We start from the raw sequence: 23858 nt of genomic DNA, 5'->3' as shown, positions 1-23858 counted from the left end.
ACGGGTACCGGCGCGCCGGCCGCCGGGAGGGCCGTCAGCCGAGCGGCCGGGGCGGCACGCCCTCGTGCGTCGGCGTGACCGGTTCGATGAGCCCGTCGGGGCCGAACCGCATCCGGTCGATGACGGTTTCGCGGTGGGTGCCGTCGCCGTCGGGGACGGCGAAGCGGTGGTAGGCGATGTACCACTCGTCCGTGCCGGGGATCTGGAGGACGGAGTTGTGGCCGGTGGCGAGGATGCCCTGGTCGGTGTCCTTGCGGAGAATCACGCCGTGGCTGGTGAACGGCCCGGTGGGGCCGGGCGCCGTGGCGTAGCCGACGCGGTAGTCCTCGCTGCGGGTGTCGTCGATGGAGTAGGTGAGGTGGTACGTGCCGTCGCGCTCGACCATGAACTGGCCTTCGCGGAACTCGTCGAGCCCGTCGACGCGCTGGATCCCGTCCTCGCGGAGGGTGGTCATGTCGTCCTCCAGCGGGGCGACCCAGGCGGAGCCGTTGCCCCAGTAGAGGTAGGACTGCCCGTCGCCGTCGGTGAAGACGGCCGGGTCGATGGCCTGCCCGTTGCCGTCCGGGTTGGCCTCGATCAGCGGTTGGCCGGTGTCGGTGAAGGGACCGGTGGGGGAGTCGCTGACGGCGACGCCGATCATGGCTTCGGCGGTGTAGTAGAAGTAGTACGTGCCGTCGCGTTCGGCGATGGTGGGCGCCCAGGCGCGGTCGTCCGCCCACGCCACGCCGGGGCCGAGGTCGAGGATGGTGCCCTCGTCGCGCCAGTTCACCAGGTCGGCGGACGACCATGCCTTGAACGACGTGCTGCCCCAGCCTTCGTACCCGTCGGTCGTCACGTACAGGTAGTAGCGGTCGCCGAAGACGGCGATGTTGGGATCGGCGTTGTAGCCGGGGAGCACGGGGTTGTTCGCCTGCGCCGCGGTGGGCGCGGCGCGGGTGCCGGCCGCGCCGGCACCGGGGGACCCGGTCCAGGTCGTGATCAGCGCGAGCACGACGGCGATGAGCGACGCGAACGCTACGCCGGGCCTCCGACGCAGGCCGTTGGGTGTCATGTGGGGGTTGCCTCTCAGGAGGAGACGTTTACGTCAACATGTCGGCGCGGTGACGCCCAGTATGGACTTCCGATGTCCACGGTCAAGACTCCGCGCACCCCGAACGTCCGTGAATACGATCGTTGTTCGTTATTTCGTACGCAACGAGGCGTCACGGCCCGTGATCCCGACCGGTAACCCCGCCGGCGTTGTGTTTAATTGGACGAGGCAGCGGGTGGCCGCCCCGGCACCGGGGCGGCGCGGGCAGGGGGAGTCGTCACGTCCACATGAACTCACACAGGCGATCGCAGGGGCGACGTGAAAGCGACTGACGGCGGGTCTGCGACGGACGGATCCTGGGTTCCCGGCGGGCGCGGCCGGGGGCCGCGGCCCCGCCAGGGCGCGTCCATGCTCGACGTCGCCCGGTTGGCCGGGGTCTCCGGGCAGACCGTCTCGCGCGTTTCGAACGGGGTCGCCGGTGTCAGGGGAGAGACCCGGCGCCGGGTGCTGGCCGCGATGGAGGAGCTGGGCTACCGCCCCAACAGCGCGGCACGTGCCATGCGCCGCGGTGAGTTCCGCACCCTGGGCGTCGTCACCTTCACGCTGTCGACTACCGGGAACGTACGCACCCTGGACGCCATCGCGCAGTCCGCCGCCCAGGAGGGCTACGCGGTGACGCTGCTGCCCGTGGCCGTCCCCACGCAGGACGAGGTGCGCGGCGCCTTCTCCCGCCTCGGCGAGCTGGCCGTGGACGCCGTCATCGCCATTCTGGAGGTCCACCTGCTGGACGCGGCGACCCTGGACCTGCCGCCCAACACACTGGTCGTCGTGGCCGACTCCGACGCCGGCGAGCGGTTCAGCGTGGTCGACACCGACCAGGCCGGCGGGGCCCGGACCGCGGTGGAGCACCTGCTCGGCCTCGGCCACCGCACGGTGTGGCACGTGGCCGGACCCGAGGACTCGTACGCCGCCGAGCGCCGGATCGGGGGCTGGCGGTCCGCGCTGGCGGCGGCCGGCCGCCCGGCGCCCCCGATGCTGCGCGGCGACTGGTCCGCCGAGTCCGGCTACCGAGCGGGGCTGCGGCTGGCCGAGGACCCGGACTGCACCGCCGTGTTCGCCGCCAACGACCAGCTGGGGCTCGGCGTGCTGCGCGCGCTGCACGAGACGGGCCGCGCCGTCCCCGGCGAGGTCAGCGTCGTCGGCTTCGACGACATCCCCGACGCCTCGTGCTTCCCTCCTCCGCTCACCACGGTCCACCAGGACTTCGGGCAGGTCGGCCGGCTGCTCGTCGAGAGCACGCTGCGGCAGCTCCGTACCCGTACCCGGGAGCGGGGGGTCACGCTGGTGCCCACCCGGCTGGTGGTGCGCGAGAGCACTGCCCCACCCGCCGCCGACCCGGGCTGACAGGCACCCGCGGCGGCCTATGCCTGGAGCGCGGCGTCGATGCGTGCCAGCTCCCGGTCGTCGAAGTCGAGGTTGTGCACGGCCGCGACACCGTCCTCCAGCTGCTCCGGGCTGCTCGCCCCGACCAGGGCGGAGGTCACCCGGCCCCCGCGCAGCACCCAGGACAGCGCCATCTGGGCCAGGGACTGGCCGCGGGAGGTGGCGATGTCGTCCAGGGTGCGCAGCCGGGCGACCAGTTCCCCGGTGACCGCGTCCGTATTCAGGAACGGACTGTCGCTCGCGGCGCGGGAGTCCTCGGGGATGCCGTCGAGGTAGCGGGCGGTCAGCAGCCCCTGCTCCAGCGGTGAGTAGGCGATGGAGCCGACCTGCAGTTCGTCCAGGGCGTCGAGCAGTCCCTGGTGCTCGGGCCGGCGGTCGAGCATCGAGTAGCGCGGCTGGTGGATCAGCAGGGGAGTGCCGAGTTCGCCCAGGATGCGCGCGGCCTCGCGGGTCTGTTCCGCCGAGTAGTTGGAGACGCCGACGTACAGCGCCTTGCCCTGCTGTACGGCCGAGTGCAGCGCGCCCATCGTCTCCTGGAGCGGAGTGTCCGGATCGGGGCGGTGCGAGTAGAAGACGTCGACGTAGTCCAGGCCGAGCCGCGTCAGGCTCTGGTCGAGCGAGGACAGCAGGTACTTGCGCGAACCCCATTCGCCGTACGGGCCGGGCCACATCAGGTAGCCGGCCTTCGTGGAGATCACCAGTTCGTCGCGGTACGGCGCGAAGTCCGTTCTGAGGAACCCGCCCAGCGCGGATTCGGCGGCGCCGGGCGGCGGGCCGTAGTTGTTGGCGAGGTCGAAGTGGGTGACGCCCAGGTCGAAGGCGCGGCGCAGGATGGCCCGCTGGGTCCCGGCCGGCCGGTCGGGACCGAAGTTGTGCCACAGGCCCAGGGAAAGCGCCGGGAGCTTCAGCCCGCTGCGTCCGATGCGCCGGTAGGGCATGGTCGTGTAGCGGTCGGTGTGTGCGGTGTACAACGTGACTCCAGGAGGGGCGGGTGCGGAGGGATCCCCGGCTCTTCGGGATCCGGGGTGGCAGAACCGGAAATCTACCCTCCCCTCGGCACACCTCCACCCAACAGCCCGCACACTCGACTCTCCACCCGGTCGATATTTCGAACCGCGCTCGTGTCGTCGAACGATCTCGCCGCGAGGGGTTGACCCGGAGTGCGGGGCGTCGATACTTGGGACGTCGGCCCGATGTTGACGCAAACGTACGCGACTTGTTCGAGTTGTACGGTTCTGCGACGCCGATGGCGTTTCCCGCAGTCCGGCGTGGCGGTCGCGGCATGAGGTGATCCCTCAGGCGGCGAAGTGCGACGCCGGTTCCGCCCCGAAGAGCCGTACCCCCCCGGCCTCTTCCGCGTACGTCATCAATGTCATGTGCATGATTGTCAGGCCGCATCGCCGGTCCGGCCGCCCCGACGGGTGCCGGCCCGGTGCCGCCTACTCACGAATCAGGAGAAGACAAGCCCATGCGCTACGTGGCTACCCGCGTCGTCGTTCTGCTGGCCGCCGTCTGTCTGCTGGTCGCCTCGTTCCAGGTGACAGGGCAGCGGAGCGCGAGCGCGCAGGAGACGTACACCGGCTATCTCATGGCCCACTTCACCGGTGAGCAGACCGACGGCGAGCAGCTCTACCTGTCCCACAGCGACGACGGACTGCACTGGAACGACCTCAACGAGGGCCGGCCCGTGCTGCGTACGACGGTCGGCACCGAGGGCGTCCGCGACCCCGTCGTCGTCAGGTCTCCCGGCGGCGACAAGTACTGGATCATCGCGACCGACCTGCACATCGGCAGCGGCACCTCGTGGGACGACGCCGCGAACCGCGGCAGCACCTCGATCGTGGTGTGGGAGTCGACCGACCTGGTGAACTGGTCGGAGCCGCGGCTCCTCGACGTGGCGGGCGACATCCCCGAGGCGGGCAACGCCTGGGCCCCGGAGGCGATATACGACGCCGAGACCGGCGACTACGTCCTGTACTGGGCCACCAACTCCACCGTCGACGGAGTGCGCAAGCACCGCATCTGGTACGCGCGCACCGGCGACTTCCGCAGCGTCACCACACCTCAGATCTACATCGACCGTCCTGGCGGCCAGGAGATCATCGACACCCAGATCATCGAGGTGCCGGACGGCACCGGCGGGTGGCGCTACTACCGGGCCTCGCGCGACGACCAGCTCACCATCGAGGCGGGCAACTCGATTCTCGGCGACTGGACCAGGATCGGCGACCTGTCGCACATGGGCCTCACCGGCGGTGACGTGGAAGGCCCGATGTGGACGAAGTTCAACGACCGGAACGCCTGGACGCTGTGGCTGGACCAGTACGCCACCGGCGCCGGCTACATGCCGCTGACGTCCACGAACCTCGGTGACACCGGGAACTTCCAGCGCGTCGGCGACTACGACCTGGGCGACACGCACAAGCGCCACGGCTTCGTCCTCAACCTGACCTCCGCCGAGGAGGCCCGGGTCCTGGAGCGCTGGTAACGCGCGCCCGCGGACCGGCCCGGATCACTCACGAGACGGTAGCCCGCGGCGCCACCCCCCCACCCCCCACCTACCCGCGCAGAAAGGCACCCCCCATGCCGTCCCGCTGGACCGTGCTGACGACCGCGCTCACCTCCTGGAACCCCGACGGCACTTCCGGCTCCGGGCAACCGGCGGCGCCCGGTGCCGAGTCGGCCGTACCGGCGCAATGACAAGGAGCAGCGACATGAGCAGCGGAGGCACACGCGCACGACACCACCGGTACCCGAGCCGCCGGGGAGTCATCAGGGGCGCCCTGGCCGCGGGGGTCGCGGGCGGCGGTCTCGCCGCCGCCGGCACCGCCGCGGCCCGGCCCGCCCGCCCCGCCGCCCCGGCGGCCACGTACGTGAACCCGCTCATCACGCAGCGGGCCGACCCCCACATCACCCGGCACACCGACGGCCTGTACTACTTCACCGGCACGGCACCCGAGTACGACCGCATCGTGCTGCGCGGCTCGGAGAGCCTGCAGGGCCTGTCCACCGCGCGGGAGACCGTCATCTGGACCCGGCACGCCACCGGCGAGATGGGCGCGCACATCTGGGCACCGGAGCTGCACCACATCGACGGCGCCTGGTACGTCTACTTCGCCGCCGGAGCCGCGGAGGACGTCTGGGCGATCCGGATCTACGTGCTGCGCAACACCGCCGCCGACCCGTTCACCGGCGCGTGGGAGGAACTGGGCCGGCTCACCACCCACCTGGACACGTTCTCCCTGGACGCCACCACCTTCGCCCACGGCGGCACCCGCTACCTGTGCTGGGCCCAGGCCAACCCCGACCGGGACGCCAACAGCTGCCTCTACCTCGCCGCCATGGACACCCCCTGGTCCCTCGCCGGCACCCCCGTCGAGCTGTCGTTTCCCGAGTTCGACTGGGAGTGCGTCGGCTTCCGGGTCAACGAGGGGCCGTACGCGCTGCAGCGCAACGACCGGGTCTTCCTCACCTACTCGGCCAGCGCCACCGACGCCAACTACTGCGTCGGGCTGCTCACCGCCGCGGCGGGCAGCGACCTCCTCGACCCAGCCTCCTGGGCCAAGAGCCCCGAACCGGTCTTCGCCACCAGCGAGGACAACCGGCAGTACGGTCCGGGCCACAACTGCTTCACGGTGTCCGAGGACGGCACCGAGGACGTACTCGTCTACCACGCGCGGCAGTACCGCGAGATCGACGGCGACCCGCTCGACGACCCGAACCGCCACACGCGGCTGCAGACCCTGGGCTGGCGCGACGACGGCACCCCGGACTTCGGCGTACCGGTACCCGAGGGCCCGGCTCCCGGGAGGGAGCCGGGCGCGGTCGGCCCGTAACGACCTCGAACCCGGCCCCCCACCACCCCCCGAAAGGACACCGATGTCCACCTCCCCTGCCGAACACCCCTCTCACCGGGGCCGTTCCGCCACACCCCCCACCCGTACGCGCTCCCGCCGCCGGGCACCGGCCGCCGCCGTCGCCGTGCTCGCCTCCGTGCTCGTCGCGGGAGTGACGTACTCGACGGCCGCCGGAGAGGAGCCGGCCGCGGCGCCCGGCCCGCTGGCCGCCGCCGACTTCAAGGGCGTGAACTGGGCCATGCCCGGCGACAACTTCACCGACGGCCCCGTCGTCCCCGAAGGGCTGAGCGAGTCCGACGACTACGACACCGCCTACGCCAAGGCGACCGCCATCGTCGAGGGCTTCCGCAGGACGATCGGCGCCAACACGGTCCGGCTACCCGTCAATGCCGACTCCGTGCCCGGCACAGCGTGGGGGGACGCCTACGCCGGAGCCGTCGACGCCGCCGCCGACGCCGACTTCAAGGTCATTCTCTCCGCATGGGAGGGCGGTTCACCGAACGGCGTGATCGACGACATGAACGCCTTCAACGCGATGTGGGACGCGGCGGTGGGCAGGTGGGAGTCCAACGACAACGTCTTCTTCGAGCCGATGAACGAGCCCCACGGCTACAGCGCCGCAGACTGGAGGGAGGTGGCCGCCGGCTGGCTCGCCGACCGCCCGTCGCTCCCGAAGGACCGGGTCTTCATCAGCGGCACCGGCTACAACCAGGACGTCACGGGCGTCTGCGCCGACAGCCGCTTCGACGGGACGTACCTCTCCCTTCACCTGTACGAGTTCTTCTACTCGGAGGAGAAGACCAAGGACGAGTGGGTGGCCGAGTTCGAATCGAAGATCGGCGGCTGCGGCTCCCGCACCGTCCTGGACGAGTTCGGCGCCCCGATGGACGACGGCAGGGACTACAACCAGGCGAACAGCGGCGACAACTTCGTGCGGTACATCCAGGCCGGCACCGACACCGCCCGCGAGCACGGCATGGGGTCGGTGTACTGGCCGGCCTTGGGCGGCAAACACACCCAGCGCCCCGACTACGACTGGTACTCCCTCTTCGCACTGGGCGGCAGCGGCACCGACCTGTCGCTGACCGTGCGCAACCAGAGCATGGTCGACCGCCTCCACCACGCCTGGGCCCTCGACAACTGACCGGCAGTCCCCGACCGGCCACACCCTGACCAGCCACGGCACTCCGGTCCGCCCCACCGGGCCGGGGTGCCGTCCCGAGGGCCACGGCCCGCCGGCAGGTGCCGCGGGCACCGCCACGTGCACGCGTTCACCGGCGGGATGAGAGGGGACGGCGACATGGACGCCGGAGACAGATACCCGGCGGAGCCGTCAGGCGGACGAGGAACGAACGATCAGCCGCGGCGCGATGACCATGCGGTGCGCCGGCCGCTCCGGTTCGCGGTCCCGCAGGCGTCCGGCGAGCAGTGCGAACGCGGCCCGGCCGACGGCCGCCTTGGGCGGGCGGACGGCGGTGAGCGGGGGGTCGCACAGCTCGGCGATCTCGTCGTCGTAGCTGACGAGAGCGAGGTCGCCGGGTACGTCGATGCCGCGCTCCTGGCACCGTTCGACCAGCGAGATCGCCTCGGGGTCGGAGTGCATGAGCACCGCCGTCGTCCCCGAGGCCAGGCACCGGTCGAGCAGGTCGTCACGCGCCTGCGGCCAGCCCGGCTGCGCCTGGTCGACGGTCTGCGCGTCGGGGGTGCCGGCCAGCCGGAGGCCGAGTTCCGTACATGCCTGGTGCCAACCGCGGCGGATATGCGGGGACGTCGGGCTGTTGACGGTGGTGACAAGACCGATGCGGCGGTGGCCGAGCGAGGCGAGGTGCCGGACGGCCATGGCCGCGCCGAGCACGTGGTCGCTGACGACCGACTCCATGACCTCGTGGTACGGACCGATGGCGGCGCTGCGCTCGACCAGGACGACGGGCGTGTCGGTGGCCTGCAGCCAGCGCACCAGCTCCTCGCCTTCTCCGCCCGACGTGGTCGGGGCCACCAGCAGGCCGTCGACCCCCACCGTGTCGACAAGTCGGTTCAACTGTCGCCGCTCGTCGGCCGCCTCGTATGTGGCGCCCCGCAGGACGATGCGGGCGGCGGCGCCCGCGGCGGCCTCCCGGGCGCCGCGGATGATGTCGGGCCAGTAGTAGTCGAGCGAGGGCACGACCATGCCGACGGTCAGCTGCTCCGCGGCGCCCGGCGCGGCCGGCGCCTCCGGGCCCGGCTCCGGGGCGGTCGGCTGCGCGCCGTTGGGCTGCGCCTCCCCGGCGGCGGAGGCGACGTCGCGCAGGGTGGCACCGCCGCGTACGCGCCGTACGAGACCTTGGTCGGCCAGCAGGGAGATGTCGCGACGGACGGTGATGACCGAGACGTCCAGCTCGGCCGCCAGGTCGTTCACCCGGACGGTTCCCCGGTGCTGCAGCAGGTCGAGCATGCGGGCGCGGCGTTCGTCGGGCAGCGGGGCCGACGAGCCTGGAGTCGTCATTCGAGCACGTCCATCCTGATCGCGAAGGTGCCGCAGGTCGGGTGGTGAACAGAGTGATCAGATCTGATCGTATATGAAGTTTCTAGCTCTTGACGTGAAAAAAACGATCGGAGATGATCGGCCGACCATCACGCGTTAAGCGCTTACTGCTCACTGCTCCCCTCCCCCGAGTGAGGACCGGCGTGACGATCAACAACCCATCCCAGGCCCTGCTGCTCATGGATCCCGCGACCTTTCGCGTGCAGTTCCACGACCCGCAGCTGCGCCGGCTGCGCTCACTCGTCCGGCTCGCCGAGCCGGTCGTCACCGACGACCTGGACACCCCGCGGGCCCGGCGGCGGCTGGCGGAGGTCGACGTGCTGCTCACGTCGTGGGGCTGTCCGCGGCTGACCGCCGAGCGGCTGGCCGCGGCGCCGTCGCTGCGGGCGGTCTTCCACTGCGCGGGCAGCGTGCGGGAGCTGGTGACCGACGAGGTGTGGCGACGCGGGCTGCTGGTCACGAACGCCGTCGAGCACAACGCCGTGCCCGTCGCGGAGTTCACCCTCGCCGCCGTCGTCTTCGCCGGGAAGAAGGCGCCGTTCCTCGCCCAGGACGCCCGTACGCACCGCGCGGACTGGGCCTACCGCGAGCGCCGCGGCGAACTGTCGAACCGCGGGCGCACGATCGGCGTCGTCGGCCTCTCGCACGTCGGCCGCCGGGTGCTGGAGCGGCTGCGCGACCTCGAAGTCGACGTCCTGGTCGCGGACCCGTACGCCGACGCCGCCGAGGTGGCCGCGGCCGGCGCCGCACTGGTGGAGCTGCCGCAACTGCTGCGCGGCTGCGACGTCCTCACCCTGCACGTGCCGTCGCTGCCCGCCACCCGGCACCTCATCGGGGCGGCCGAACTCGCCCTGCTGCGCGACGGGGCGACCGTCATCAACACCGCGCGCGGAGCCGTGCTCGACACCGCCGCCCTGGAGCGCGAGTGCGCCTCCGGCCGGCTGGACGCCATCCTCGACGTCACCGAACCGGAGCCGCTGCCCGCCGACTCGGTGCTGTACGAGCTGCCCAATGTCATGATCACGCCGCACATCGCCGGCTCGCTCGGCGCGGAGACCCGGCGGATGAGCGAGAGCGCCCTGGACGAGCTGGAGCGCTTCCTGTCCGGACGGCCGCCGCACGCGCCCGTCAACCCCGACGAGTTCGCGGCCAGCGCATGAGCACCCCGGCCCGGGCCACCGACGCCGCCCTCGCCCCCCTCACGGGCTGGACCCGCGAGCGCTGGACGGCGCTCGCCGACCGCATGCTGCACGCCGTACGCCCCTACGCCTCACCCCGGCACGCCCGCCTCACCCTCCCCGGCCCCCCGGGCGGCTACGGCACCGCCGTCGACGGGCTGGAGGGCTTCGCCCGCACCTTCCTGCTGGCCGGCTTCCGGCTGGCGGGGGAGCAGGGCCGCGACCCGGACGGGCTGGCCGAGTGGTACGCCCGCGGCCTCGACGCCGGCACCGACCCCGGCGCCGCGGAGCGCTGGCCCCGGCCGGACGAGCACCCGCAGGCCAAGGTCGAGGCCGCCGCCCTCGCCCTGATCCTCGACATGACCCGGCCGTGGCTCTGGGACCGGCTCGCGGCCGGCGTCCAGGAGCGGATCGTCGACTACCTCGCCCCCGTCGTCGGGGACGACGACTACCCCCGCTGCAACTGGGTCTGGTTCCGCATCGTCGTCGAGACCTTCCTGCGCTCCGTGGGCGGCCCCTGGTCCGCCGCCGACATCGAGGCCGACCTCGCCGCGCACGACTCCTTCTACCGCGGGGACGGCTGGTTCGCCGACGGCGACGAGCGCGGCTTCGACCACTACGGCGGCTGGGCGCTGCACCTCTACCCGGTGCTCTGGGCGCGCATGGCGGGCGGCGCGGAGCAGGCCGCCGCGCGCGGCGAGACCGACCGGCTGCGGCTGGAGCGGTTCCTCGACGACTACCTGCACCTCGTCGGCGCCGACGGCTCCCCGCTCGTCCAAGGGCGCAGCCTCATCTACCGGTTCGCCGCCGCCGCCCCGCTGTGGGCGGGGGCGCTGGCAGGCGTACGGACCGTACGCCCCGGACAGCTGCGCCGCGCCGCCTCCGGCATCATGGCGCACTTCGACGCCCACGGCGTCCCCGACCACCGCGGCCTGCTGACCTGCGGCTGGCACCACGAGTGGCGGCGGCTTGCGCAGAGCTACTCCGGACCGTCCTCGCCGTACTGGGCGGCCAAGGGGATGCTCGGTATCGCGCTCGGCCCCGACCATCCGGTGTGGCGCGCCGCCGAGGAGCCGCTGCCGGTGGAGCGGGAGGACCGTACGCGGGTCGTACGCGCCCCGGGCTGGCTGGTCAGCGGCACCCGGCGGGACGGGCTGGTGCGCGTGGTCAACCACGGCACCGACCACGCCCTGCCCGGCTCCCGGGACGGCGACTCACCGCTCTACGCCCGGCTCGGCTACTCGACCGGGACGGCGCCGCTGCTGTCGGAGGAGGCGTGGACGTCACCGGTCGACCAGTCGGTCGTCCTGCTGGACGCCGGCCGCCGGGCCACCCACAGAACGGGCATGCGGATGCTGCACACCGGCCGGATCGGCGACGTCGCGATCGGCGCCTCGACGGCCCGCGCGCACTGGCTCGAACCCGAGCCCGGAGGCCGCGACCACGGCTCCGGCCGGCCCGGGGCGGCGACCGACGCCGCGGCCGTCACGACCCTCTCGGCGCTGCGCGGCGCCTGGGAGGTGCGCTGCGTGCGCGTCGATCCGCTGCCCGACGTACCCGGGGCACTGACCGCCGCCGTCCGGCTGCGCGTCGGCGGCTGGCCGCTGGCCGGCGAGGCGATCGACGGGCGTGCGAAGCCGGGCAGTCGGGCCCAGGCGCGTACCGCACGGCTGGCCTCCGTCGCCCAGGCGGTCGAGGGCTTCGACGACGCCGGCACCAGCGCCGACGACGACGCGAGCCCGCTCGGCGGCCACAGCCTGACGCCCTGGCTCACCGGCCCCGTGGCGCCGGGCCGCTGGCACGCCGCGGCGATCGGGCTGTACGGGCTGACCGGCACCGGCGAGGCCGCGCCGCCGCACGTCCGGCTGACCGCCGGCGCCGTGCACATCGGCTGGCCCGACGGCAGCCGGACCGAGATCGACCTGCCGGCCCCCGAAGGGCCGTGGCGGCAGGGCACCCCATCAAGACTCGGGACCTCGGGGGCGGGCCTCGGGGACGGGACCTGTGGAGAGGAAACGGATCGATGAGGATTCCAAGGACACGGGGAAGGGCGGCCGGAGGGCCGCGACACCTGGTCAGGGGCCTGGGCGTGCTGTCGGCGCTGTCCCTCGTCCTGACCGGCTGCGGCTCGGGCGGCGACTCCGGCGACGGGAACGGGAAGACCACACTGACCGTGTCGGTGTGGAACCTGAAGGACACCCCGGAGTTCCAGGCGCTGTTCGACGCCTTCGAGGAGACGCACCCCAAGGTCACGATCGAACCGGTGGACATCCTGGCGGACGACTATCCCGACAAGGTGACCACGATGCTCGCGGGCGGTGACAGCACCGACGTGATCACCGTCAAGAACGTGACCGACTACGCCCGCTGGTCCAGCCGCGGCCAGCTGCAGGACGTCACCGACGCGATGCCGGCCGGCGGCGAGAAGGACCTCGCCGGCCTGGAGGCGTTCGACAGCGACGGCTCGTACTACGCCCTGCCCTACCGGCAGGACTTCTGGCTGCTCTACTACAACAAGAAGCTCTTCGACGAGGCCGGGGTGGACTACCCGGAGGACCTCACCTGGGACGAGTACGTCGACCTGGCCGAGCAGCTCACCGAGGGCAGCGGCGGGGAGAAGGTCTACGGCACGTACCAGCACGTCTGGCGCTCGGTCGTCCAGGCCGTCGCCGCCGCCCAGAACGGCGGCGACCAACTCGGCGGCGACTACGACTTCTTCACCGAGCAGTACGAGACCGCCATGGAGCTGCAGGACTCCGGAACCACCCTCGACTTCGGCACGGCCACCGCCCAGCAGGCTGACTACAACACGATGTTCGAGTCCGGCAAGGCCGCCATGCTCCCCATGGGCACCTGGTTCGCCGCGCACGTCATGAAGGCGAAGAAGAACGGCGACAGCGACGTCGAGTGGGGCATGGCCCCGCTGCCGCAGCGCACGGGTGCGACCTCGACGACGACGTTCGGCTCACCGACCGCGTTCGGCGTCAACAGCAAGGCGGAGAACTCCGAGGTGGCCCGGGAGTTCGTCGAGTTCGCCGCCGGCCGGCCTGGCGCCGAGGCGATCACCGAGGTCGGCGTGGTGCCGGCGCTGCAGTCCACCGAGCTCACGCAGGCGTACCTCGAACTCGACGGCATGCCCACCGACAAGCTGTCGGCCGAGGCGTTCGAGCCCGACGAGGTCGCCCTGGAGATGCCCGTCAGCGAGTACACCGCCGACGTCGACACGATCCTCATGGAGGAGCACGAACTGATCATGGTGGGCGACAAGTCGATCGAGGACGGGATCAGCTCGATGAGCGACCGCGTCCGCGACGAGGTCCTCGACTAGCCGGCCCGAGCCGCGCGGGGCCCGGCCGGGTCCGGGCCCGCCGCTCCCCAGGACGAGGACCACGATCATGGCTCTAGCATCCCCGCAGAAGACGACACCGGCCCCCGCCGGCCGGTCCCGCCGCAGCATCCAGCGGCGCCGTACCTGGCGGAACACGCTGATCGGGTGGAGCTTCATCCTGCCCAACTTCATCGGGTTCGCGTTGTTCACGCTGGTTCCGGTGGTCGCGGCCTTCGCGCTGGCGTTCCTGGAGTGGGACGCCGTCAGCTCACCGGAATGGGTCGGCCTGGACAACTTCGAGCGCATGCTCGACGACGAGAACTTCCAGGTCGCCCTCACCAACACCCTCTTCTACGCCGGCGGCCACATCCCGCTCACGCTCGTCGCGTCGCTGGCGCTCGCCATCGTGCTCAACCGGAAGATCCGCGGCGCGAAGTTCTTCCGCACCGTGGCGTTCTTCCCCTACATCACCTCGCTGGTGGCCGTCGCGGTGGTGTGGAACATGCTCTTCAACCCCACCACCGGGCCGGTCAACCAGGGCCTGGAAGCGCTGGGCGCGGCCAACCCGCCGGGCTGGACGACCGACACCGACTGGGCCATGCCCGCCGTCATCATCACGAGCGTCTGGCGCGACATGGGCTACTACATGGTGCTGTACCTCGCCGGCCTGCAGACCATCCCCACCGAGTACTACGAGGCCGCCCGGGTGGACGGCGCCAACGCCTGGCAGCGCTTCTGGCACGTCACCCTGCCCGGCCTGCGCCCCACCACCTTCTTCGTCCTCGTCATGCTGACGATCCAGAGCTTCAAAATCCTGGACCTCATCGTGGTGATGACCGACGGCGGACCGGGGCGCAGCACCCTCGTCCTCGCGCAACTCGTCTACCGCGAGGGCATCAGGGACGGCGACTACGGCTACTCCTCGGCCATCGCGCTGGTGCTGTTCGTCATCGTGCTGACCATCACCGTCGTCCAGTTCCGCCTCAACGAACGGAGGGACGCCCGATGACCGCCCTGCTGGGCACCGCCGCGTCGCCCGGTGCCCCTCCCGAAGCCCCCGCCGCGCCGCCGCGCCGCGGCCGGTCCGCCCGCCGGGTGGTCCGCACCGTCGCGGCCTACGCCGGCCTGCTCGCCGTGGCCGCGCTGGTCCTGGTCCCGTTCGTCTGGATGATCTCCTCGTCGCTCAAGCGCGACAGCCAGGTCTTCGCCATCCCCGTCCAGTGGATACCCGAGGAATTCCGCTGGTCGAACTACTCGGAGATCTGGGACGAGATCCCGATGCTGCAGTATCTGAAGAACTCCGCGTATCTGTCCGTCGTGATCACCTGTCTGCAGGTGCTCACCGGCAGCTTCGCCGCCTACGGCTTCGCCAAGGTCCGCTTCCCGGGGCGTGACGCGCTCTTTCTCGCCTACATCGGCACCATCGCGGTGCCCTGGCAGGCGTACATGGTGCCGCAGTACATCATGATGGAGGACGCCGGGCTGACGAACACGTTCTGGGCGATCATCCTGCTCCAGGCGTTCAGCGCCTTCGGCGTGTTCCTCATGCGGCAGTACTACATGTCGATCCCGGACGAACTGGTGGAGGCGGCCCGCATCGACGGGCTCAGCGAGTACGGCATCTACTGGCGGATCATGCTGCCGCTGTCGAAGCCGGCGCTGGCGAGCCTGGCCCTGCTGACGTTCGTGAACACCTGGAACGACTACATGGGCCCGTTCATCTACCTCTCCAGCAACGACCTGTGGACGGTCCAGCTCGGCCTGCGCTCCTTCATCGGCCTGTACGAGGCCCGGTACGCGATGATCATGACCGGGGCGGTGGTCTCCGTGCTGCCCGTCGTCGTCATCTTCCTGCTGGGCCAGCGATACTTCATCCGCGGCATCGCCACCACCGGAATGAAGGGGTGAGCGCCATGAGCCGGCCCACCGCCCGCCCGGGTACGCGCGGGATGTTCCGCCCGGCCGCGCAGGCGACGTACGACCGGGTCTTCGGCGTCGTCTACGTCGGCCTGGTGGCCAACGTCCAGTTCGCGCTGGCGATCGCGCCGCTGCTGGCGGCGCTCGCGGTCGTACGGGACCCGCTCGCGTCCTGGCCGTTCTTCGCCGTGCTCTCCTGTCTGTGCGCGCCGGCGCTGGCCGGTGTCTTCGGCTGCTTCGCCGCCCTGGACGAGGACGGCTCGCCGGTGGTGCTGCGCCCGTTCTGGGGCGCGTACCGCCGCGCGGGCGGGCGCGCGGTCGCGGTCTGGGTGCTCGGCACCGGACTGGCCGGGGTGCTGGTCGCGGACGCCGTGGTGCTGGCGCGAACCGCCTGGGGGCCGGCGCTGGTACCGCTGTTCGCCACCTCGGCGGTGCTGGTAGGCGCCGCGGTGATCGCCGTCGTCACGGTGCTCGCGGCGCGGCCGGCCGGCGCGGCTCCCCGGCTGCGCGGCCTGCTGTGGCCGTGCCTGGCCGTGGTCGCGCGGCGCTGGTACCTCGCCGTCGCCAACGTGGCCCTGCTGGGCCTCGCGACCGCCGTCGTGCTGCTGCAGCCGGTCGTCGGCCTGCTCGTGGCGTTGGCCCCGCTGCTGTACGTGGTGTGGGCCAACACCCGCTACGCCGTGGCGCCGTTGCTCTCCGAGGCGGCGCACACGTGAATCGGGACGCCGCCATTACGCTTCCGGCCCCGCCGGTGATCCCGCAACCGGTCGTGCCGCTTCACGGTGTCCTGGTCCGTTGGCCGTGGCTTCGTCTCGCTCCCGGAGCGCCTTGAGGAAGCTGGTCGAGTCCGAGACCCATCCGTGCATCTTCGCGATGAGGCCGACGGTTGACGCGTAGTGGGCCGGTCCGTGCGGTTCGCCGGTGCAGTCGGCCAGCAGGATGGTCCGGTAGTCGCGCAGCATCGCGTCCCGGACGGTCGCCTCGACGCAGTCGCTGGTGGTCCATCCGGCCACCAGCAGGCTGCGGACGCGGAGGCGTTGGAGGGTGGCGTCCAGCTCGGTGTTGTGGAACCCGCTGAAGCGGGTCTTACCGAGCACGATGTCGCCGTCCTCGGGGGCGAGTTCGGGCACGATCCGGGTATTCCAGGTGTCGCGGACGAGGATGCGACTGTCCGAGCCGTCGGGCTCGGTGACGCGCTTCCCGACGTTCAGGGCCTCGTGGATGATCCAGTTCTTGGAGTCCTGGGGACCCATGTCCGACAGGTCCGGCCGATACCCGTGCTGGGTGTAGATGACCTGTATGCCGGCTCGGCGCGCGGCGGCCAGGACGCGGGCGGTGGGGCCGATCGTCGCGCGGAGCACTGAGAGGTCGTCTCCGGCAAGGTCGACCATGCCTCCTTCGGCGCCGAAATCGTTCTGCATGTCCACTACGACGACCGCCGTACGCGCCGCGACGACGCCGATGGCCGCCGGCGTTGCGTCGAGGGTCAGCAGGCCGCCCGTCGATGAGGGGGGAGTGATGTCTCCGGTCATGCGAACCACACTAAACCGTGTGGTAAAAGAGAGCAACCACACCGTATAGTTCAATCATCTGACTGAACCGTATAGTTTGGTTGTGCATGATGACGTCCGCCGCTCACCGCCCAGGTCGCCCGGCCGGCACGGCCCGCTCCACGACCTCCGCCTCGCACGCCACGCCGGGTTCGCCGTCGGCCGGCGTCGTCGCGCTCGTCGGGATGGCGTTGCCGGTCTCGCTGGGCATCTCCGCGACGAGCCTGCTGCTGCCCACTGCCGCCGACGACCTGGGCACCTCGATCGGCGCGGCCACCTGGCTGCTCACGATCTACGGCTGGGGGATGGCGATGGGCATGCCGCTGCTCGCCGCGCTGGCCGGGAGGCTGGGCCGGCGCGTCGCGCTGGCGGCGGGCTGCACGCTGCTGGCGCTCGGTGCCGGCCTCGTACTGGCGGCACCGCCGCTGCCCGCGGTGGTGGCCGGCCGCGCGGCGCTGGCCGCCGGAGCGGGCGCGACGGTCGTCCTGGCCATGGGCATCGCCCGGGAGATGGAGCCGGAGCGGGCGCGGCAACGCCGCCTCGGGCTGATCACCGCGGGCATCGGCATGTCCGGCGCGACCGGCCCGCTGATCGGCTCGGCGGTCGCCGAGGCGTCTTCGTGGCGGGTCGCATTGGCGCTCCCGGCGCTGAGCCTGGTCGCCGCCCCGGCCATCGCGCGCCATGCCGGCGGTGCGCCCGCCCCCGCCTCCGAACGCTTCGACGCGACCGGCGCCGGTCTGCTCACGGCGGTCGTGACCGCGGTCTTCCTCGCGCTCCAGGGACCCGCGGGCGGCCTGTCCGCGCCGGCTCTGCTCGCAGTCGCGGCGATCGGGCTCGGCGCCGTGGTGGCGCTGGCCTTCCGGGTGCGCGCCCGGCCGCGTGGATTCCTGCCGGCGCCGGTCATCGGAAACCGCCCGTTCGTGGTCTCCTCGGCTCTGGTGCTGAGCATCGCGACCATCAACTTCGCGCTCATCTACGCCGCGCCGCAGTTGCTTGCGGCGCAGACGGGATGGGCGCCGACCCGTGTCGGCACGGTGCTGGTTCCTGCCGCCGTGACCGGCGCCGCGCTCTCCTGGGCCATGGCGGGGGTCCACCTCAGGCTCGGCTTCCGACGTACCGCGCTCGCGCTGACCGTCACCGCCGCGACGGCCGCCCTGTTGGCCGGCCTCGCTCCCGCCGCTCCGGTGCTGCTACTGGGGGCCGCGGCGGGCGCGTTCGCCGCGGCGGCGGCCCAGGGCGTCCTGGTGGCCTCCGCCACCGCCACCCTGCCCCACCCGCTGCGGACGCAGGCGATCGGCCTGTTCAACCTCGCCTTCCAGTTCGGCAGCGTGGTCGGCCCGGCGCTGCTGGCCATGCTGACACCCGTCGTGGGACTCGCCCCGGCCCTGGGGGCCGCGGCTCTCTTCCCGCTTGCGACGATGTCGGTCACCAGGGCGGCAGCGCGCACCGGCAGAAACCAAACGGTTTAGTTTATGCTGGCACCATGGTTCCTCCTGGCACCGCGGAGAACGCCGCCGAGACACCCGCCCCCGACCTCGACGAGTACGGCATCCCGATCCTCGCCACACCGGTGAGTTCCTCGGAACGCAAGCGGCAGGCGATCATCGACGCGGCTGCGGCGGAGTTCCTGCGCGAGGGATACGCTGCCACCTCCGTCGACGCCGTCGCCCGGCGCGCCGGGGTGTCCAAGCCCACCATCTACAACCACTTCGGCAACAAGGAGCGGCTCTTCCTCGCTGTCAACGGCGGGATCCTCATCAACGCGTACACCGGTCTGGAGCCGCACAGCTCGAAGATCACCGAGGCGCCGGACCTGCGTCGCGCACTGATCGACTACATCGGCCCGTGGGCCCGGCGCGTGCTGTGCGAGGACATCATGCCGCTGCGCCGCCTCGTCATCGGCGAGATCAACCGCTTTCCGCAGCTCGGGGCGCTGTGGTACCGCATCACCCACGAGATGATGGACACCCCCCTGATCGAGGCGTTCACCGAGCTGGACAAGCGGGGTGTGCTCACCGTCCCGGACCCGGAGCGAGCCATGCGCCAGCTCGTCGGCATGACCATCGGGGCACCCCAGCTCATCCGGACCTTCCTGCCGGACCGCGAGGTCGACGACGCCGATCTGGACGAGACGGTCGCCGCCGGAGTGGACGTCTTCCTCTCCCACTACACGGCGTGCTCCACCGCCCCGGCGGACTGAGGGGCGCGCCGTGCGTCAGGATCGCCATGGCGGGTCACCCGTAGATCCAGCCCGGCGTCAGCCGGTCAGCGGCGCCGCGAGCAGGCCGGTAGGGCCGGGACGAGCCCCAGCCCCCTCCTGACGAAGCTGACCTGCACTGGCACCGCCTCCGTAGTGGTTGTCGAAGCGCTGCTGCGACCGCTCGATGGCCGCGGGCTCGGCCTCGCCGCGGTTCACGCGGTCCGGTAGGCGGTCCGGCGATCCTGGCTCCAGAGCGACGTTTCCCCCGCCTCGAATCAGATCCCCGCCCGAACGCCTATGGGGGCGGGTCGGGGCCGATCTGGATCCGCAGCATTCGGGGGAGGTCTGTGTCCGAGGGGCGAGTCGACCACTACGCCCGCGCCGTCACTCACTACACGCGGCTGGCCCTGGGCTAGGGTGCGTATCGGGTAGTGATCAATGAGCGGGTTTTCCCCTCGCGCTGATCTTCGATCCGATAGATCGTCTTGCGTGACATGTGCGCAACTGGCCGACGTGGAATGGGAGTTCATCGAAAACCGCACCTGTCGATCGGCGAGTACGGCCCGTACCCGGTGCGGCTGCGGCAGCAGTTCGAGGGGGTGCTGTGGCGGTTTCGGAGGCGGGCAGTGGCGGGAAATGCCCGCCGAGTTCGGTGCCTGGTCGACCGTTCCGCCGACCCCCGCTTCGCCCGCAAGCAGCGCCGCTTCAACATCGTCTGGCCGCTGCTCGGCGGCGGTTGCAACCTCACCCGCGACTCCGAACAGGCCATCAAGGACGCGGCTTCACCATCGAGCACATCCGGCGCTTCGACTTCCTCATCAACGGCCGCCCGCAGCCCGCGAGTCCGTGCATCATCGGCGTCGCGGGGAAGGCGGCGAGCTGAGATGGCGCGTGCGGCGGCACGCTCTCCGCATGGCCGGTGCCCGGACTGGCCCTCGCTCCCCTGCTGCGCCCGCCCCATACGGCGAGGCCCGCCGCCGCGCCGCAGATAGCACCCGACGAGCCTGCCGTGGAAATCCTCAAGGACCGATACGCCCGCGGCGAGGTCAGCCACGAGGAGTTCACCCCGCGGCTGGACGCGCTCCTGACGACGCCGAAGCGCTGACGGCCGCGGTCAGCAGTGCGATCAGGCGCTCCGGGCCACTCTCGACGCCGCCGACCTCCGACTCGGGCCGCTCCCCCGGTGCGAGGTCGGCGAGACTCCCCGACTGGTGCAGCGCAAGCAGCCTGACCATGGCGCGATAGCGGAGCGCGACCTCGTCACGCGGCACGCGAGGTAGGGCCGCGAATCAAAGCGTCGAGGTACTGCCCCTCGCCCCGGCCGACCTCGCTGCCGAAGAGACGCCGGATGGCCGGGTCGGGTTCGCACATGATACGCGCGAGAAACCGGGCCACCGCCGGTCCGCGCTCCCCTGCCTTCTCCCCGATCCGGTCTCCGGTCGACACGAAGGCGCGCACGAATTTCCTCCGCACTCGTCCGCCGCCCGCCCACCTACACCTCGTCCAGCAGTCGCAGCGTTCGGCGTTCACGGAGTCCATGGCGCGCTCGACGATCGCGCGCAGCAGCTTCTCCTTGGAGCCTAAGTGGCAGTTGACGGCGGCTACGTTCGCGCCGGCCGTCTCGGTGACGTTCCGAAGCGAGGTGGCGGCGCAGCCGCGGGTGGCGAAGAGGTCCTCGGCCGCGTCGAGCAGCCGCTCCTGGGTCGACCACGGGCGGGTGACACGTTCAAGGGTGATCACGACACCCCGTCCCAGCGGTCTCACGAGCCCAGCGCTAACTACCCCAAAGGGTGTATTTCACTGGCTTAGGGCCGACACGGCGTCCCACTCTTCCAGTACTGTCTACCCCTTCCAAAGGCGTCCGGCCACCCCCAAGTCCGGCCACTCGAGTGAACCCGTAGTCTGAGCCCACGGCTGTGTTGTAGGTGAAGTACAGGGAGACCGCCCGCGGTGGCCTCGCGGTGAACGTAGGCCAGGCGCAGGACACCACCGCGCGGTCTTGCCAGCCGGGCGCGCACCTCCGCCGCGTCGGGCTAGAAAAGTCGCAATGGACTCGGCCGCACCGAGACCGCGCGGTACTTGTCAGTGCCGCACTCTACGGTTCAAGTCGTGGATCGGACTTCTCCTTCGCACGGGCAGGATCGATTTCCCCGGAGGCAGTCCGCCCTGCCGCAGTGCCGATGTGCAGGTTGAAGTGGGCCACGGTCTGATCCCGGGTGGAATGGTACGCCTTCCCGTATAGGTGGACCTCACCACTCAGTGGGTCAGATGACTCATCCATGCCTCGTCACCGGTAGGTGTTGATGGTCTTGTCACGTGCGGATTGGTAGACCTGCCCTTCCCCCGTCTGCATGCGCCTCGAAGGCCCCTTCGCGTTGCCGCGGCTTGCAAGCCGCGTTACAACGTGATTACTGCGTTCGGACGTGACTGCAGAAAACCCTAGGAGGCTCGCATGGCCGTGGAGATTAGACCTCTGGTGAAACCCTCTAGGCTCAGACGCCGCGCGGGCCTGTGGGGTGAATGCCTGTCGGAGTTCCTGGGGACCTTCGTCCTCATCTCCTTTGGCTGCGGCGTGGTGGCGGTGGCGGTGGCGGCGTTGCCCGGTTCGGGCCGTACCGAGGGGCCCACGACGTTCTTCCTCGGAGCCGGGGACTGGCTGCTGATCACTTGGGGCTGGGCGATGGCCGTGGTCTTCGGGGTGTACGTGGCCGGCGGGGTCAGCGGAGCGCACATCAACCCGGCGGTGACGCTGGCGTTCGCAGTGCGCCGCAGGTTCTCCTGGGCCAAGGTCGTCCCCTACTGGGCGTCACAGGTGCTCGGCGCCTTGGCCGGGGCGGCGCTGGTCTACGCCGTGTACCACGACGCCATCAACGCCTTCGACGACGCCATGGAGGGGCCCAAGACGGGCGGGCACACACTCGCCTCGTTCTCGATCTTCGCCACCTTCCCGGCACCGTACTTCCAGGGCGGCATCTGGGGCCCGCTGATCGACCAGATCGTCGGTACCGCCTTCCTGGTCATGCTGGTCGTGGCTCTCATCGACCTGCGCAACACGGCGGTGAAGGCGAACCTCGGTCCGCTGCTGATCGGGTTCGCCGTCGCGGCCATCGGCATGTCGTTCGGGGCGAACGCCGGCTATGCCATCAACCCGGCCCGCGACTTCGGCCCGCGCCTGCTCACCTGGATGGCGGGCTGGAAGGATCTGGCGTTTCCGGGCAGCTTGTCCGGGGCGTTCAGCAGTTACTGGTGGATTCCAATCGTCGGGCCCCTCGTCGGCGGGGTGATCGGGGTACTGGTCTACGACCTCTTCATCGGCGACGTGCTCCACCTCCGGGCCCAGATGGGCGAGCTTCCAGAACCCGGCCGAACACGCCCCACCACCTCCGACGAGGAGTAGGCAGCGGTGTCGGCCCCACCCAGGTGTCCTGCCGCGGCATCCGTCATCTCGTCGCGCCGGCGGCTGCCCGCTGTGACGGCAGGGTCAGGACTCCAGGCGTCAAGCCGCCTACATCCCCGTCAGCACACCAGCGGTGGCTGCCCCAGTGCCCACCAGCCAGCCGGTGAACGCTCTCTGCCCGGCAATTCCATACAGTCCGCTCTGCGTCAACCTGAGAAGTTCGTGCCCGAAGATGCTGAAAGCTGTTACTGATCCGCCCAGGAGCACATAGACCGAACTGGGCTGGTTGCTCGTGATCAGGTCCCCCAGGAGGAAACCGAGCGCGAAGCAGCCGCTGAAGTTCAGCACGAATGCGGCCCACGGAAGCGGATCAGCGGCCCACACCTTGAAGAGCGCCTTTTCGAGGCCGAAACGCAATACGGCTCCGCCGACCCCTCCCAGGAACATCATCAGCACCATCACAAGACGCATTCCTCTCAGCAGCGTTCGGACCGCGGGGCGGGTCGACGCCTGCGGAAAGGCTGTCTACCCGCTTGGAGTGTGGCCGGGCGATGGGCCCCAGACAGGCAGCGGCGGCGGCGAATGAACCGGATTCAGCCGAAAGGTTGAACGCCACACTGGTGCGTTCCCATGAGGGCTTGGTCCTCGACGCCCTGGACGTCGGGCCGGGCCGCAAAGAACGCCGTGCTCAGCGAACCCTCCGAGACCTATGACGAGGTCGGCACGGACGCCATGCGCGGTCAGGGCGCGCAGAATTCCTGAGCGGTGCCCGGACTGCCACCCTTGACAGAACAGAAGCCGTCGTCATCACGACCCTCTTGGCGGATCACCCTGAATTCAGCGCACCGTTCGATGCGGTGAGCAGGGCGCACCATTAGTTAGCCTCGATCTTTCGTGACGGTCCGTCGGTTTGTTCGGCGGGCCGTTTCGGTGTTCGGGCTGGTGGTAGTGAGGCTGATGGCCCGGCTGTCGCGTCGGGTGGGCGCCGGGTTCCACGGCTCCGGTCGGGTGGTGCTGCTCGCGGGGATGGGAACGTGCTGGTCAGCCGGGGTTCGGGAGAGCTTCGAGTCGTGCCAGGGCGTCGGTGATCACGTTGGTCCAGGGCCAGTGGCGGGTGAATCTCAGGTGCCGGCGGCGGGCGGTGGTGACGATCTGGGCGGCGGCGGAGAAGAGGCGGAGCCGGAGCCGGCGGGGCTCTCACCTGCGTGTTTCGCCTTTCAGTGCGAGCATGGGCATCCATGCGAGGAGGTCGAGGGCGATCTGGACGATCTCCAACCAGATCTGGTTCTGGGTGGTGTCGTGCAGGGGCAGGTTGCGCAGGCCGGTGGCGCGGGCGGCGCGGATGCGGTCCTCGGCCCTCGCGCGCTGGCGGTGCCGCAGTTCGAGGGCGGCGATGGGGATGCCGGTGGTGTTGGTGGCGAAGGCGGTCAGCCGCAG

Annotated in this window: 20 protein-coding genes and 2 pseudogenes; 15 read left to right on the top strand and 7 right to left on the bottom strand. The window is 70.9% G+C overall.

Annotated features, from left to right (window positions below; translation table 11 throughout):
- Window positions 1-34 precede the first annotated feature (34 nt).
- Window positions 35-1051, bottom strand: a complete 1017-nt coding sequence (locus tag T328_RS30150; RefSeq protein ID WP_496499384.1) for a family 43 glycosylhydrolase — start codon at window positions 1049-1051, stop codon at window positions 35-37.
- A gap of 387 nt (window positions 1052-1438) precedes the next feature.
- Between T328_RS30150 and T328_RS30145 the strand changes: the two genes are divergently transcribed.
- On the top strand, window positions 1439-2434 hold the full coding sequence (locus T328_RS30145) for a LacI family DNA-binding transcriptional regulator (RefSeq protein ID WP_496499383.1): 996 nt from the start codon (window positions 1439-1441) through the stop codon (window positions 2432-2434).
- Between the two features lie 17 nt (window positions 2435-2451).
- Here the strand turns inward: T328_RS30145 and mgrA are convergent, their stop codons facing one another.
- Complete coding sequence (mgrA, locus tag T328_RS30140) at window positions 2452-3444, bottom strand: L-glyceraldehyde 3-phosphate reductase (RefSeq protein WP_496499382.1); 993 nt, start codon at window positions 3442-3444, stop codon at window positions 2452-2454.
- A 497-nt stretch (window positions 3445-3941) separates the two neighbouring features.
- On the opposite strand from mgrA, the gene T328_RS30135 reads away from it, so the two are divergent.
- From T328_RS30135 to T328_RS30125, 3 genes are all read left to right on the top strand, one after another.
- Complete coding sequence (locus T328_RS30135) at window positions 3942-4961, top strand: glycoside hydrolase family 43 protein (RefSeq protein ID WP_496499381.1); 1020 nt, start codon at window positions 3942-3944, stop codon at window positions 4959-4961.
- A gap of 226 nt (window positions 4962-5187) precedes the next feature.
- Window positions 5188-6309, top strand: coding sequence for a glycoside hydrolase family 43 protein (locus T328_RS30130; protein WP_496499380.1), 1122 nt, complete (start codon window positions 5188-5190; stop codon window positions 6307-6309).
- A gap of 43 nt (window positions 6310-6352) precedes the next feature.
- On the top strand, window positions 6353-7474 hold the full coding sequence (locus tag T328_RS30125; protein ID WP_496499379.1) for a cellulase family glycosylhydrolase: 1122 nt from the start codon (window positions 6353-6355) through the stop codon (window positions 7472-7474).
- Window positions 7475-7663: 189 nt separating this feature from the next.
- On the opposite strand, the gene T328_RS30120 is transcribed toward T328_RS30125, so the two are convergent.
- Window positions 7664-8812 (bottom strand): substrate-binding domain-containing protein, encoded by a 1149-nt coding sequence (locus tag T328_RS30120; RefSeq protein WP_496499378.1) that lies wholly within the window; start codon window positions 8810-8812, stop codon window positions 7664-7666.
- 182 nt (window positions 8813-8994) lie between these two features.
- Between T328_RS30120 and T328_RS30115 the strand changes: the two genes are divergently transcribed.
- From T328_RS30115 to T328_RS30090, 6 genes are all read left to right on the top strand, one after another.
- Entirely contained in the window at window positions 8995-10011 is a 1017-nt protein-coding gene (locus tag T328_RS30115) for a hydroxyacid dehydrogenase (protein ID WP_496499377.1), read from the top strand.
- Entirely contained in the window at window positions 10008-12056 is a 2049-nt protein-coding gene (locus tag T328_RS30110) for a DUF2264 domain-containing protein (protein WP_496499376.1), read from the top strand. The genes T328_RS30115 and T328_RS30110 overlap by 4 nt, the downstream gene beginning before the upstream one ends.
- A gap of 62 nt (window positions 12057-12118) precedes the next feature.
- A complete protein-coding gene (locus tag T328_RS30105) occupies window positions 12119-13357 on the top strand; it encodes an ABC transporter substrate-binding protein (protein ID WP_496499375.1) in 1239 nt (412 codons plus the stop codon).
- Window positions 13358-13424: 67 nt separating this feature from the next.
- Window positions 13425-14366, top strand: a complete 942-nt coding sequence (locus T328_RS30100) for a carbohydrate ABC transporter permease (protein WP_496499374.1) — start codon at window positions 13425-13427, stop codon at window positions 14364-14366.
- Entirely contained in the window at window positions 14363-15265 is a 903-nt protein-coding gene (locus T328_RS30095; RefSeq protein WP_496499373.1) for a carbohydrate ABC transporter permease, read from the top strand. Before T328_RS30100 ends, T328_RS30095 begins: the two co-directional genes overlap by 4 nt.
- A 5-nt stretch (window positions 15266-15270) precedes the next feature.
- Window positions 15271-15990 (top strand): hypothetical protein, encoded by a 720-nt coding sequence (locus tag T328_RS30090; protein WP_496499372.1) that lies wholly within the window; start codon window positions 15271-15273, stop codon window positions 15988-15990.
- Between the two features lie 15 nt (window positions 15991-16005).
- Here T328_RS30090 and T328_RS30085 read toward each other — a convergent pair whose 3' ends face one another.
- Window positions 16006-16806, bottom strand: coding sequence for a cysteine hydrolase family protein (locus tag T328_RS30085; protein ID WP_496499371.1), 801 nt, complete (start codon window positions 16804-16806; stop codon window positions 16006-16008).
- An 86-nt stretch (window positions 16807-16892) separates the two neighbouring features.
- Here T328_RS30085 and T328_RS30080 point away from each other — a divergent pair, with 86 nt between their 5' ends.
- From T328_RS30080 to T328_RS30065, 4 genes and pseudogenes are all read left to right on the top strand, one after another.
- On the top strand, window positions 16893-18293 hold the full coding sequence (locus tag T328_RS30080) for an MFS transporter (protein ID WP_496499370.1): 1401 nt from the start codon (window positions 16893-16895) through the stop codon (window positions 18291-18293).
- 14 nt (window positions 18294-18307) lie between these two features.
- Window positions 18308-19024 (top strand): TetR/AcrR family transcriptional regulator, encoded by a 717-nt coding sequence (locus T328_RS30075; RefSeq protein ID WP_496499369.1) that lies wholly within the window; start codon window positions 18308-18310, stop codon window positions 19022-19024.
- A gap of 489 nt (window positions 19025-19513) precedes the next feature.
- A pseudogene (locus tag T328_RS30070) lies at window positions 19514-19693 on the top strand (transposase); the annotation flags it as partial.
- Between the two features lie 250 nt (window positions 19694-19943).
- Window positions 19944-20129 (top strand): SHOCT domain-containing protein, encoded by a 186-nt coding sequence (locus T328_RS30065; protein WP_496499452.1) that lies wholly within the window; start codon window positions 19944-19946, stop codon window positions 20127-20129.
- A gap of 155 nt (window positions 20130-20284) precedes the next feature.
- On the opposite strand, the gene T328_RS30060 is transcribed toward T328_RS30065, so the two are convergent.
- Entirely contained in the window at window positions 20285-20764 is a 480-nt protein-coding gene (locus T328_RS30060; protein WP_496499368.1) for a TetR/AcrR family transcriptional regulator, read from the bottom strand.
- A gap of 712 nt (window positions 20765-21476) precedes the next feature.
- Between T328_RS30060 and T328_RS30055 the strand changes: the two genes are divergently transcribed.
- Window positions 21477-22421, top strand: a complete 945-nt coding sequence (locus tag T328_RS30055; RefSeq protein ID WP_496499367.1) for an MIP/aquaporin family protein — start codon at window positions 21477-21479, stop codon at window positions 22419-22421.
- 108 nt (window positions 22422-22529) lie between these two features.
- Here T328_RS30055 and T328_RS30050 read toward each other — a convergent pair whose 3' ends face one another.
- Window positions 22530-22880 carry a fluoride efflux transporter FluC gene (locus tag T328_RS30050; RefSeq protein ID WP_496499366.1) on the bottom strand — a complete coding sequence of 117 codons (351 nt, stop codon included), beginning with the start codon at window positions 22878-22880 and terminating at the stop codon, window positions 22530-22532.
- Between the two features lie 582 nt (window positions 22881-23462).
- A pseudogene (locus T328_RS30045) lies at window positions 23463-23858 on the bottom strand (transposase); the annotation flags it as partial.

Source organism: Streptomyces sp. CNX435, from assembly GCF_059570575.1.
This window is presented reverse-complemented; position numbering and strand designations above follow the sequence as displayed.